This window comes from Paenibacillus sp. J22P277 (genome assembly GCF_059383675.1).
The window spans coordinates 181,746-194,928 of record NZ_JBXENS010000010.1; the positions used below are offsets into that span (position 1 = coordinate 181,746).

The following is a 13,183-nucleotide window of genomic DNA, read 5'->3' on the forward strand; positions in this document are numbered from 1 at the left end:
GAAATCTGCTGCGCGCGCAGCGGAAGCCGGAGGTTCTTCTGGTTGTCTGGGGCTTGAATACTTTTCATTATAGCTCATCGGACAAGAGCGTCCATCGCTATTTTTGGCGGAAATTAGCGAAACCGCGCGCGGAGGAAAAGAATCCGTTCCCGGTGCTGCGCTTCGCTGACTTCATGGCCGCCGAACGGGTAATCGCGGATCGTTTTGTCCGCCGTGATCCGGTTGTACGCCGCGTAGATCGTCTCCGGCATGCAGACGGGATCCTTCCAGCCGACGGACAGCAGCACGGGGACCGCGATCCGCGGGGCAAGGTTCAGCATGTCGTAATGGGCGATCGCATGCAGCACGGCTTCGAGCCGGTCCGGGTAGCGCTTCGCATACTGGGCGAGCTCCGTCAAAGAGCTGCTGGAGTGCAGCACGCCGAAGTCCATATGGCATAAGTTCGGAATGTCCGCGACGACCGCGGTGACTTTGGGGCACAGCGCCGCGGAGATGAGCGCCAGACCGCCGCCTTGGCTGGCGCCGACGGCCGCAAGCCGCGACGGATCCGTTTCCGGCTGCGCCGCCGCGGCCTCGACCGCGCGGACCGCATCCATCGTAATGGCATGGTAGTACGAAGCCATGGGCTCGAGCACGTTGCCGGATACCCAGCCTTTGACGGCGCCGGACCGCAGCGTCATCGCATTGCCGGTCTCGCCGCCTTGGCCCCGCACGTCGACGGCCAGCACTGCATATCCCTGCAGCAGCCAGCTGGCGTACCGCTCGGGATAGCCGCGGTCTTCCGTATAGCCGGGGAACGTGACGATGCAAGGGTAACGGCCGGCGTCGGCGCAGGCGTCATCCGCGTTCCGGCGGGCGTCCGGCACCATGAACCAACCGTGAATCGGCGTATCGTCGAAGCCCGTATAGGTGAGGCGGTCGACCGTTACGCCCGGAAAAGGCGACTCCGCCCGCTCGCGCCGCACTTCCGGCGGCTTATCGGCATAAGCCTTCAGGGCGGCATGCCAATACGCGTCCAGTTCGGCCGGATCGATCGTGGGCGGGGCGGAATAGGCTTCAAGCTCGCGTTTGCGCCTTGCGATGGCATGATTCATGAAGTGATTCCTCCTATGCCGAGTGGGATTGTTCTACGGCGACGACCCGGCCGATGCGTCCGGTCTGGCGCGCGGCCGCGGCCGCCCATGCCATGACGGCCAGCAGCGCGATTGCGGTCGCGGCAAACAGCCAGCGCGTGGCGCCCGGGCCATGGACGTCCAGAAACCAGCCTGCGCCCTCGGGCAGCAGCGCGCCGCCGATGCCGCCGCAGGCCATCAGCAGGCTCGTCGTGCGTTCCGTCACGCCGGGAAAGGCGCGATTGGCGAAGACGATGGCGATGGCGAACATGCCGGACATCATCAAGCCGACGACGAACGTCAGGACGAAGGCGGGCGCGGTGCCCGTGAAGAACGTCATGAGCACGAATAGCACGGCCGCCGCGGAGCAGGTCGCGAGCAGATACGCGGCTCCGCCGATCCGGTCGGCCAATTGGCCGGACACGAGCCGCCCGATGACCATGGCGCCCCAGAACAGGCTGAGGACCAGCGTGGCGGAAGCTTCCGTCATGCCGTTGCTGGCGACGAGCAGGGAGGGCAGGTAATGGATGAAGCTCATCTCCAGCCCGACATAGACGACGAAGAACAGGGCGCAGGCCGTCAAAATCAAGCCGCCCTGCCTGCGGGTGCGGGGCGTGGGCGCGTCGGCGCCCCGGCCGTGCGCGGCGTGGGGCTCTCCGGCGTGGTCGCCCGCCCGGGCGGGCCGATCCAGCACGGACGGCCACCAGACGAGCCAGAGCACGAAAGTCGCGGCGGACATCGCGCCGACGATGCCGAACGAGAGCTTCCATTGTCCGGCTTCGATCAGCCCCGCGCCGGCGAACGGAATGATGAGCGCGCCGACGCCGAAGAACGTCTCCACGCGGCTCATATAGATGTTGGCCTTCTCGCCGGCAGCGCCGATGACGAAGGAACCGACGACCGCCTCCGTCATGCCGAGCCCGACGCCCGCGAAAGGCGCGATCGTCAGCATGACGCTCCAAGGCGGGAGCAGCGTATAGAGAAGCTCGGCTGCGGTCATGACGCCGATCGCCGCCATCAGCACGGGCTTTTTGCCGAATTTGTTCATGAGCCACGGCGCGCACAAAATGCCGACCATGCCTCCGAGGAACTGATGCATGACGAGCTGGCCGCCGTCTCCGTAAAGAATGCCGTACGCATGGACCATCGGTTCCATGACGGCGCCGATGGCGAGCTGACCCAAGCCGACGACGAGATACGCGATGCAGCCTAATACGATGAGCCTGGACATGAAACTACCTCCGTAAATGAACTTTCTTCACCTTAACACAAACCGGAAGCCGGCAGTAGGGAAAAAAATTGTTTCATCTAAGGGGAGGAATAGAGCGGACTGCAGTCGGGCCGCGAACGCCGGCGGCGATGCCGATCGCTCAATTCGGCTGCCTCAGGTCGCTCGGCCAGATCACGAGCGAGCGGTTATCGCGCTCCGCGCCCAGCTTCAGCAGCGCTTCGGCCGCGGGGGATTCCAGGACCGGGATGCCGTTCCACCGATCGATCTTGATCTTGCTCAGCTTCTGCTGGCGCAGCAGCGTGCGGAAGATTTCCGCGAGCATGGCGGGAAGCTCCGCGTCCGGGACCTCGGCTGCAGGTTCCGACGCCGTCGCCAGATCGACGATATGGCGGCCGTTGTTCTCCAGCCAGAAGCGCCATTTGCCGTGCCGGAGCACGAGGAAGCTGCCGCTTTTGCGCGAGAAGCCGGACCCGCGCGCGGCGGGCCAGTCGGCCGCGAGGCCGAACGGGTTGGCCGGGTCCGTCGCGGCCAGCACCGTGACGGCGTCGCCGCCGGGCACGGAATGCCGCACGGCTTCGAGGCCTTCGCGCCGCGCGAACTGCAGCGTGCCGACGCCCTCCACGAGCAGGCCGCGCGTCACGGCGCCCCATTGCTCCAGCTGCTTCAGCACGGGGAACAGCTCGTCCCAGCCGAACGGCGACAGCTGCTGCGCGAGCTCCCGGGATACGATGCCGAAGCTGTCCAGCAGATGCTGCGTCCAGTGCAGCGCCGATTCGGACAGGTCGGAGCTCACGGCGCGAAGGGCCTCCGCGCCGAGCTCGCGGTCGGCCGTGCCGCTATGGTCGGCGGAAGCGTCTTGGCCCATGGTCGCTCCCTCAATTTCCGAGCGGATCGGGGCAGCTCGATTCGGCAGCCCGCCGGCCGGCGGCGCGGCGTCCTCGGCTTCGGCCAGCGAGCCCGTCCAATACCAGCGCCCGAGGCCGGAGCCCGTGCGGGCGAGCTGCCTGCCTCTGGTCGCGAGCTGCAGGCGCAGCGGCGCGAACTGGTCGTTGGAGACGGCGCCCTCCCATACGAGGTCGAGCAGGTCGGCGAGCAGATCGGACGGCACCTTGCCGTACTCGCGGCTCAGCTTGGTGAGGAAGCTCGCGCCGCCCGCCCGCAGCAGGCCGAGCAGCTCCGGATGCTTGGACGGCGCCGCGGCCGCGGCTTGGGCGGCCGCCCGCAAGACCGGCGCATAGAGCGGCTTCGCGTCCGCGAGGAAGAAGGCGACCCGGCCTTCTTTCTCGGTCTCGCCCTTGCGCCCGAGCCAAATGACCTCGCCGGAGGCGCAGAGCAGATCCAGATCCTCCTTGCGATAGCCCGTCACGCGCGCCGGGAAGATCAGCGATTCCCAGTGCGAGGCGGGCAGGAAGAAGCCTTGCAGCCGTTCGATGACCAGGCGCAGCCCGTCGATGCCGCTCAGCTGCGTGCCCGAGAGGACATGCTGGAGCCGCGACATATGCGCCAGCCAGTCCACGGGATCGATGGCTTCCGCCTGCTTGCGCGCCTGCTCGAGCGTGAGCCGGACGAGCCGTCTGGCGACGCCGCGGCTCGTCCAGATCCGCTCCGTCTCTTCGGCGAACGGCGCAAGCTCCGTTCGGTCGAGCGCAAGCAGCACGTCCGCGATATGCGCGGCATCGGCAGCGGTCAGCCGCGGGTACCGCTCCCGGAGCTCCTCCTCGGTGAAGGACAGCCGGTTATCCGCGAACCGGCCGGCGACGAACGCGATGGCGGCTTCGCCGCCCGGGAATGCCGCGTACAGTTCGCGTTCCTCCGCGCAGATCCAGCGCGTCCGCCCATCGCCGAAGTCGAGCTCCATTACGCGTCCGGCCGCGGCGAGCGCCGTCAGCCAGGCGTCCGCGTCCTTGCCGGCCGCGGCGGCGAGCTCCGTGCCGGACGAATCCCCGCGGCGCTTCAGCAGCGCGAACAGCTCCTCCGCGCTCGCGGGCACGAGCGGACCCGCTTCCAGCCGCGCTTCTTCCTCGCGGGCGATGGCGGGATCGACGGCCCGCCGCACGGCCTCTTCGCCGAACAGCTGCCCGGCCAGCGTCTTGCTGACGCCGAGCAGCTGCAGCTGCGTCGCTTCGCTCAGCCCGTCGCCCTCGTACAGCATCGTATTGGCATAATCCGCGATGAATTGCACGGCGAACGGCGAAGGCGCCTGCGTCTCCTTGACGCGCACGTCGATATCGCCGGCGGCAATCGCCTGCAGCAGCGTTTTGAGTCCGTCCGTGTCCAGGTACTCGTGCAGGCACTCCCGCATCGCCTCCTGCAGATACGGAAAATGCTCCGCGTACGGCAGCGCCTGCTTCAGCAGCTCTTCGCTGCGCAGCCGCTTCTGCCACATCGGCGTGCGCGTGAAGCTGCGCGAGAGCAGCAGGGACGTCTCCGCGATCCGGCGGAACGAGACGGCAAGCAGGGGCGACCCCGTGATCGCCTCCGTCAGCAGCGATTCCGCGCTCGCAGCCGTGATCTGCCACAGCGTTTGCAGCCAGGACGCATCCCAATCCGGCACGACGAGCTCGATGCCGTTATCCTTGGCGTTGCCGTACATCGAATAGGGCAGCATGCGCTGGAACTGCCGCTGGATCGCCAGCAGCCACGTGCGGTTGACGCGCCGTCCGAACGGGTTATGGATGATAATGCGCGTCTGGTTCATCAGATCGCGGTAATGCTCGACGATGATCCGCCGATCGGTCGGCAGCCCGAGCGCCCGGTGCTGCGCCCGCACGAGGTCGATCAGCTCCGAAGCCGAATAATGGTCGAGCCCGTATTCGTCGTCCAGCCAGGCGATCGCCGCATCCTCGAGCGTCTTGTCCGATGCTTCGTCGCCCGGTGAAGAGGCGTCCAGCCGGAGGCGATCGGCCAGCTGCGCGAGAAAACCGCCCAGCCGCACGCCCACCTCCACGCTGCGGCTGCCCGTCTCCGCGCGCCAGAACGGAATCTCGCTGAAGCGGTTGGGCGCTTCCTGCACGTACACGCGGTCGTTCTCGATCCGGCTGATCATCCACGAGCTCGTGCCCAGCTGGAAGACGTCGCCGACGCGGCTTTCCGCGATGTATTCCTCATCCAGCTCGCCCAGATGGACGCGGCTGTCGGCGTGGTGGACGGGGTAGGCGGAGCTGGACGGAATCGTGCCCGCGCCGGTCACGGACGCCATCGCCGTGTTGGCGCGCTTGCGCAGCGTATCCGTCTCCCGGTCCCAGTCGATCAGCGGACGGGCGAAAGGATAGAAGCCGGACAGCACCTTCAGCGCAGCCTCCAGCCGTTCGCGCGGAAAGCCCCGGTAGCACTCGCTCCGCGCGATAAGCCCGTGCAGCGCGTCCACGGTCATATCCGCGGCGGCCGTCATGGACACCATTTGCTGCGACAGCACGTCCAAAGGCTCGTGCGGCAGCGTGATCGCTTCGATCTCCCGCCGCGCGATGCTGCGGCACAGCACGGCCGCTTCCGGCAGCTCGCCGCGCTGGCGCGCGACGATATAGCCGCGGCTGACGTCGCCCACGGCATGGCCGGCGCGGCCGATGCGCTGAATGCCCGCGGCGGCGGCCTTGGGCGAGTCGACCTGAATGACGAGGTCGACGTGGCCGACGTCGATGCCGAGCTCGAGCGACGAGGTCGCGACGAGGCAGCGCAGCTCGCCCGCCTTCAGCATGCGCTCGACCTCGAGCCGCCGCTCGCGCGCCAGGCTGCCGTGGTGGGCGCGCGCCAGCTCGTGCCCGGCCTGCTCGTTGAGCCGCAGCACGAGCCGTTCGCACAGCCGGCGGCTGTTCACGAAGAGCAGCACGGAGCGCGCGCCTGCCATGAGCGCCATGAGCCGCTCGACGATCGGCTGCCAGACGCCTTCGCGCGTGCGCGCGGGCCGGCTCAGGTCCGGCATCGTCACGCGGACCTGGATCGATTTGATCATGGCGCTTTCCACGATGACGACCGCCCGCGGCGAATAACCGAGCGGATGGGCGTCCCCGTTCATGCCGCCGTCGCTATTCAGGGCCGCGTCCATGCCGCCCGTACCGGCCGGCGCCCAGCCGCCCAGAAATCGGGCGACCCGCGAAAGCGGCTTCTGCGTCGCCGATACGCCGATGCGCTGCACGGCCTGCTCGGAGAGCGCCGCAAGCCGTTCCAGCGAGAGCGACAGATGCGCCCCGCGCTTGTCGCCGGCAAGGCTATGGATCTCGTCCACGATGACCGCCTCCGCGGTTTGCAGCATATGGCGGCCCTTGTCCGATGTCAGCAGCAGGTACAGCGATTCCGGCGTCGTGACCAGCACGTCGGGCGGCCGGACCGCCATGCGCGCCCGCTCGCCCGGCGGCGTGTCTCCGGTGCGCACCGCGGTACGGAGGCCCGGCCAGGCTTCGTTCGCGGCCTCGCGGCCGTAGGCTTCGATTTCTTCGAGAAATCCGACCAAATGATGCTGAATGTCGTTATTAAGCGCCTTGAGCGGGGTAATGTAGACTATGCGCACGCCGGGCTTCCAGCCCGTTCCCTGCGCCATGGCCAGCGTTTTGGCCAGCGCGAGGCGGCTGAGGCAGGGCAGCAGCGCCGCGAGCGTCTTGCCGGAACCGGTCGGCGCGGCGATGAGCGTATGGTTGCCGGCGGCGATGGACGCCCAGGCGTCATGCTGCACGGGCGTGGGTTCGCCGAACGTTTGGCGGAACCACCCGGCCAGCGTCGGATGGAACTCCGCAAGCGCGGAGGGAGTCGAGGACATGCGGCAGCAGCTCCTTCATCTCAGTAGAAGATCGTTTTACGTACAGTCTATCATTCTAGTATTCATCATGCGTCAAACCATTCCTTTTCAGACGTCGGACGAGCCCAGCGGAGCCAAAAAGGCGGTTCAATAAGCAAGCTTGCGCGCATACATATAGTTTTACGACAACAGCGTCGGCGTACGGGCAGCGGGAGGTATCGGGAGGATGGCGAAATGGCGGGACAGCTTGGAGAAGCGCTTCGCGGAATGGAGGCGGCTGGAATACGAGGTGGAAGACACGCTGGCCGGCAAGCGCGTGCTTCGCGTCGCGGGGCCGCGCACGCCGCGGCTCACGACGCCGGTGTCGGTGGCGGTCAAGCAGGCCGAGCTGAACGCGGTGGAGGAGAAGTTCCAGGCGGGCTTGGCCTGCTTCTGTCTCGGCGAGCTCTCCGGGGAGGAGCGGCGGGCGTTTCTGCGGCTCTGGCACGAGCGGCTCGAATCGGGCGCGACCGTCGTGCTGGCCGACCGCCGCGGCGAAGGATGCGAGACGCCCGCGCAGCTGCGCGATCTGTTCACGCCGCATGCCAAAGCGCTGAACGTCCAGGTCGGACCGACCTTCTGGTGGGTCCGGTACGAGCGCGCCTGAATCGGCAGGCGGCATGCCCGTGCACCTGATATAAACAAACAAAGCCGCGGCTGCTTGTCCCGAAGGAGAAGCAGCGACGGCTTTGTCCGCAATCCCGAAGGGCAGGGTCGCACCCCTGACCGGACCGGCATTATTCATGCATGTTGCCCGAATTATTCGTCGGAATCGTTGTCGCCTGGTTCGTCGGATGGATCGTCGGCATATTTCTCGAACGTCTGCGGGCTCATTACGCGGCGAGCCGTTACATAGCGCTTCGCGTAATAGGACTCGCTAAGTCCGCTGATCGTGACGCCTTTGCTGGAAGAAGCGTGCGCAAACTTGCCGTCGCCAACATAGATGCCTACATGCGAGATGCCATTTCCCGTCGTATTGAAGAATACGAGATCCCCAGGGATCAGATCGCCCTTGGCGATTTTCTTGCCCAGCCCAGCCTGCGAACGGGATGCGTGCGGAATGTCGACGCCGAGTTTCTTGAACACGTACATCGTGAATCCGGAGCAGTCGAACCCTTTCGTGGTCGTGCCGGTGTAAACATAAGGTGTTCCGATCAGATCTTTGATGACGCCGTCCATTTTCGAGTCGGCGAACACGCTGCCGGCCTGAAAGATGAAGAGCATCGCAAGTCCGATCACCAGAGCAGAGAACTTCTTCAAAACGGGAAACTCCTTCCAGTGCCTACGAGGTTAGCTGTGGGGTTCGGTTGAAGGTCCCCTATGATCGCCTCTGGCAGCCGCATATGCGCACGAACGGCTGTCGGGATCAATTCACCCAGAATGGTTCCCCCGTTTCCCAAGATGGGAATTCGGCAAAATTTTCATTTCTCAGGGAAAGTTATTCGATCATTTTGTCGCTTCTCCTTCCGAGTTCACGTTTTGTTCACAAATTAAAATTATTAGAGTGAAACTTTTTGCCTCTCATTTTCGTATAGCGGCGCCGTTTTCCGGGTGGGAACGGCGTTTTTTGGCCGTTGTCGGAAAATCGGATTTATCCCGCAAAGCTTGTCTGCCCCGCAGCCGCGTGCATATGCCAAAAAGCCCCATCGCGGGTCGATGGGGCGAAACTTAAGTCCTATGCTTTTCGAATGAATTGACGGGTCTTTCGTCTCTATCTCATGTGCAGGCAAGGGCGCGAAGACATGCAGCTAGGATTGCTTCGACTGCCAGGCGTCGTACTGGGCGGCTACCGTCCACACCTTCATGATCGTTCGCAGCAGCTGGTAGCCTTGGTGCAGGACGAGCGCGAGCAGGCCGGCCCACAGCATCGACACGGAGGCGATCGTCATGCTGAGCACGGCGCCGATGCCCCACATCGCGAGCGACACCCCGGCGAAAGGGAGAAAGTTGGCGATCCCGCTCCAGAGCGCCCGCATGGAGCCGCTGCCGGTCACGGCGCCGAACTGCATCGCGAGGAAGAGCAGGTGCAGCAGGACCGCCCACAGGAGCCAGCCGCCCGCCCACGGCCCGGCTTGCTTCGCGAATTCCGTCAGGGTGCCGCTCGAGAGCAGCAGCTTGAGCGCCTTCGGCAGGAGCCAGCAGGCGGGCGCGAGCGTGAGCGCCGTCTCGAGCAGGTAGAGCAGGGCGACCGGTTTCCAGGCTTTGCGGATACCGCTTAGGAATTTCGTGCCTTTCTCCTCGGACACGTGATGCAGGGAGTGGAACAGGCCGGCGTTCAGGAACGGCGTGACGAGCATCCGGCCGGCCAGCAGTCCGCAGAACAGCAGGGCGTAAGGCCGGATCAGGTCGGTCTTCATGAGCTGAAACTGCGATTCGGTCAAGAAGAGCGAGATCGCGCCGCTGTTGGCCGCGTAGGCGTCGGGGAACCGCTTGAGCAGCGGGACCGCGATGTTCTCGATGGTCCGGTAGAGGAAGAAGCCCCAGATCAGTTCGTACAGAAACAGCAGGATGATGATGTACAAATGCTTCGACGTCAGCCGCCAGCCTTGCTTGATATGCGTTCTCATCCGCAAATCACCTCCTTTATTCATACGGCGGGCGTTACCAGGCGAGCGAGGAGAAGATCGTCTCGGCCAGCTTCGTCAGGCCGACGCTCCAGCGCGTACGGGTTTTCTCGGCCAGGTCGGCTTTCAGGAAATTGTTGATGTGCTTGTTGTCCAGCACGTTGTCGTTCTGCGGGTCGACCGCGGCCCAGAGCAGCTTGGAGCCGTGAACGATTTTGTATTGCACGTGGCTGTCCTGCCCGTCCCATACCTTCGGCATGACCGTGCCGTCGGCGAAATGGAGGATGACCGTCACGGGGCCGACGCTGCCGCCGGTTTTCTTGACGAGCACGACGTTCTCGTACTCCGTCTTGCCGCCTTGCTTGACGGGCGTCACGTGAATGGAGGATACGGAGTAGTCCGCCATCTCGTCCCCGTACACGAAGTGGCTGAAATAATCGTTCCACTTCGTCTTGGTGACCGTCTCCACGACCCGCTGGAAATCCGCGGTCGACGGATGCTTGAACTTGTACTTCTGGAAATACGTCCGCATGATCTTGCGCATCGTCGCCTCGCCCACCTGCTTCTCGATCCCGACCAGCACCAGCTTGGCGCGGATGTAGACGTTCTCGGCGTAGTGGCTGTTGTCTTGATACGACCAGGACAGCTGCTTGAGCGGGGCGGGGTCCGTCATGTAGCTCGCTTCCACGGGCAGGTTGGGCGCGACGCCGTACTCGCTTTCCATCACTTTGTCTTCCGCGTAGGAGGTGAAGCCCTCGTCCAGCCACGCTTCCTCGAATTCGTTCGAGGCGACCATGCCGTACCAGTATTGATGGCCGATCTCGTGCACGACGGTGCGCTCCAGGTCGTACCCGGGGTTGTCGTTCTCCGCCGAGAACGCGGTGACGAGCGTCGGATATTCCATGCCGCCCGCGCCGTTGCCGCCTTTGGGCGGGACGACGACGGAGAGCGTCGTGTACGGATAGGCGCCGTACCACTGCGCGTACTTGGCGAGCGCGGACTTGGCGGCGTGCAGGTAGCGGTCCTTGTACTTGGCGTGCAGCGGATCGAGGTACAGCTTGATGCGCACGCCCGGCACGCCTTCGGTGGAGAAGGGCTCCTCGGAATAGACGAAATCGGGCGAGGCCGACCAGCCGAAATCATGCACGTCGTCGGCGTAGAACTGGTACGTCCTGCGGCCCCCGTCCACGATGGACGCCTTCGCCTGGAAGCCGGTAGCGGCTACTTTATAGGTGGAAGGCACGTTGATCTTCACGCTGTAGATGCCGAAGTCGCTGTAAAATTCGGAGTTGCCGTGATACTGGTGCGCGTTCCAGCCTTCCGTGGCCCGGCCCCTCGTGCCCGCGGTCTCGTAAGCGGCGAGCTTCGGAAACCACTGCCCCGCCATGACGAAGTCGCCGGAGTAGCCCATGCGGGCGAACACCTCGGGCAGCTTGACCTCGAACTTCATCCGCAGCGTGACGCTCTTGCCGGGGGCCACGGGCGTCGGCAGCTTAAGCTTGGCCAGCGTGAGGTCGTTCGGATTGCCGTCGTCGGGCTGCACGTAATGCAGGCGCGGCAGGAGGCTGTAGCCCTCCGTCGTTTCGAGCGTCAGCAGGTTCATGTAGCCGGTGCTGTCCGAGGTGGCCTTGTCCTCCCGCAGCTGCCCCCCGGATTCGCGCATGAACGTCGTGTTCTTGGAGCGGAAGGCGTTGGGGTAGAGGTGGAAATACATCTCGGACACCGGTTGTTTGCCGGGGTTTGTCCACGTGACGGACTGCTCCCCTTGAAGCATGTGCGCGTCCTCCTGCAGGTTCACGTCGATGTGGTACTCCGTGACGCGTTTGCTGAGCGAGACGGGCGTCGGCTGCATGACGCTGTCCGGCTGCTGCGTCGGCGGCGCGGCCGGTTTGGGCGCGGCGTCTTTCTTCGCGGGGGCGGAAGCGAACGTATATTGCGAAACCCAGGCATCTCCGAACCCTTCCTTGGCCGTGACCCCGATCAGCGCGGCGGCGAGAACGAAGAGCAGAATACGTTTGGCGCGGCGTGGATTCATTCCATGATTCCCTCCCGTTGACAAGCTTCTAAGGCATGTATATGTTTGCTTTTCCGAGATTATTAGCTAAAATGGAATTAAAGTGCGGACAGGTTGGAAGAAACGCCGGCGGCCCTTTTCGCAGCGGCGCGGCGCGTTTTTTTTCTGACGTAATAAGCGGGGCTTCATGGCGGGGAAACCGCGCCGGAAGCGGAATTCAAGGTTTTTTATGAAGGCTTGGGACGGGAGTTGATCGGTACGTGAGCGAACAGGATAACGGACAGCAGCCGCCGGAGAAGAAAGAGAAAAGGTCGCTTTCTCTCAACGTGGTGAGCAATAAAGAACATAGAGGCTTCGGCGCGGGGACGATCGATCTGAGCGACGTGGCCTGCGTCATGATCGATAAAGGCGAGGCTTACATCGACGTGGGCGCGATGCACGCCAAGAGCAAGATCGAGAAGGGCATCAAGTTCAGTCCGAACAAGGAGGACGTGCCGAACGGGCGGCCGTGCTGGATCGTGTGGGTCGCGGTCGACCGCAACGAGGAAGGCTCGTATTACGCGGGCGCGACGGCTTGCCCGATGCTGATCGATACGGAGGCGCGACGCGGATGGAAGATTCTCGCGCAGCACGTGAACAACCTCGATTACGCCATCAAGCGCCGTTTCGTGTTGGATGAGCTTGGGGAGCAAGACAAGCGGGCGCTCAAGAGTCTGCTCGTGACCAACAATCCGGACTGGTGGGAACGCTCGCCGGATAAATTGAAGGAAGCCTTGAACGTATAACCGCACGGCGCTATGCCCGCCGCGATCATGGAACCCGCATGGGGGAAGACGATAGCGGCGGTGCGGAAGTCGCCGTTTGGAAGAGGAACGCGTTTGCCGGAAGGCGGGCGCGTTTTTTTTGATGGCTGCTTACGAATTGTGATTGACAATCATTCTCAATATACTGATAATGATTATCAGTATCAACCAATAAAGGGCAGCCATTGCCTGTGGGAGTGAGCGACTTGGATCAGAAGGCATTGTTGGTCTATGCCAGCATGACCGGCAATACGCGCGACATGGCGGACAGCGTCGTGGAGGGGTTGTTGGAGCACTTCGTCGCCGTGGAGGTCAAGGAAGTGACGGATGCGACCGCGGCCGATCTGGACGCCTACGATAATTTTTTATTTGGGGTCTATACCTGGGGGGACGGCGATCTGCCGGATGAGTTCCTCGATTTCTACGACGATCTGCGGGCCAAGGATCTATCCGGCAAGCGGGCGGCGGTGTTCGGGTGCGGGGACACCGCGTACCGTTATTTTGCCGTCGCCGGCGACATTTTGCAGGAATGCCTGGAGAATCGGGGCGCGCTCGTCCTGCAGCAAACCGTGAAGGCCGACGGTTGTCCGGGCAGGAAGGAGCTTGAGGCTTGCAAGCTGCTCGGCGCCGAATTCGCCGCCTTCATCAAGCAAGAGGCGGGCGCGTAGCGAGCGCGGCCGCCTAGAGCAAA

9 protein-coding genes and 1 riboswitch are annotated in these 13,183 nt (G+C 64.1%); of the genes, 3 read left to right on the top strand and 6 right to left on the bottom strand.

Annotation, left to right across the window (positions count from 1 at the left end; genetic code table 11):
- Positions 1 to 113: 113 nt before the first annotated feature.
- From AC50YL_RS31860 to AC50YL_RS31870, 3 genes are all read right to left on the bottom strand, one after another.
- Complete coding sequence (locus tag AC50YL_RS31860) at positions 114 to 1,094, bottom strand: acetylxylan esterase (RefSeq protein ID WP_494837383.1); 981 nt, start codon at positions 1,092 to 1,094, stop codon at positions 114 to 116.
- Between the two features lie 13 nt (positions 1,095 to 1,107).
- Complete coding sequence (locus AC50YL_RS31865; protein ID WP_494837384.1) at positions 1,108 to 2,343, bottom strand: MFS transporter; 1,236 nt, start codon at positions 2,341 to 2,343, stop codon at positions 1,108 to 1,110.
- A 139-nt stretch (positions 2,344 to 2,482) separates the two neighbouring features.
- Positions 2,483 to 7,093: a DEAD/DEAH box helicase gene (locus AC50YL_RS31870; RefSeq protein ID WP_494837385.1), complete on the bottom strand. Its 4,611-nt coding sequence runs from the start codon at positions 7,091 to 7,093 to the stop codon at positions 2,483 to 2,485.
- 205 nt (positions 7,094 to 7,298) lie between these two features.
- On the opposite strand from AC50YL_RS31870, the gene AC50YL_RS31875 reads away from it, so the two are divergent.
- The gene (locus tag AC50YL_RS31875; RefSeq protein ID WP_494837386.1) at positions 7,299 to 7,718 is read left to right on the top strand and encodes a hypothetical protein; all 420 of its coding nucleotides are present in this window, start codon (positions 7,299 to 7,301) and stop codon (positions 7,716 to 7,718) included.
- 152 nt (positions 7,719 to 7,870) lie between these two features.
- Here the strand turns inward: AC50YL_RS31875 and AC50YL_RS31880 are convergent, their stop codons facing one another.
- From AC50YL_RS31880 to AC50YL_RS31890, 3 genes are all read right to left on the bottom strand, one after another.
- Entirely contained in the window at positions 7,871 to 8,371 is a 501-nt protein-coding gene (locus tag AC50YL_RS31880; RefSeq protein ID WP_161746086.1) for a C40 family peptidase, read from the bottom strand.
- A gap of 4 nt (positions 8,372 to 8,375) precedes the next feature.
- A riboswitch (cyclic di-AMP (ydaO/yuaA leader) is annotated at positions 8,376 to 8,536 on the bottom strand.
- A gap of 323 nt (positions 8,537 to 8,859) precedes the next feature.
- On the bottom strand, positions 8,860 to 9,678 hold the full coding sequence (locus AC50YL_RS31885) for a hypothetical protein (protein WP_494837387.1): 819 nt from the start codon (positions 9,676 to 9,678) through the stop codon (positions 8,860 to 8,862).
- Between the two features lie 34 nt (positions 9,679 to 9,712).
- Positions 9,713 to 11,710: a M1 family metallopeptidase gene (locus AC50YL_RS31890; protein ID WP_494837388.1), complete on the bottom strand. Its 1,998-nt coding sequence runs from the start codon at positions 11,708 to 11,710 to the stop codon at positions 9,713 to 9,715.
- A 239-nt stretch (positions 11,711 to 11,949) separates the two neighbouring features.
- Between AC50YL_RS31890 and AC50YL_RS31895 the strand changes: the two genes are divergently transcribed.
- A complete protein-coding gene (locus AC50YL_RS31895) occupies positions 11,950 to 12,474 on the top strand; it encodes a YwhD family protein (protein WP_494837390.1) in 525 nt (174 codons plus the stop codon).
- 224 nt (positions 12,475 to 12,698) lie between these two features.
- Positions 12,699 to 13,160, top strand: a complete 462-nt coding sequence (locus AC50YL_RS31900) for a flavodoxin (protein WP_494837391.1) — start codon at positions 12,699 to 12,701, stop codon at positions 13,158 to 13,160.
- Positions 13,161 to 13,183 lie beyond the last annotated feature (23 nt).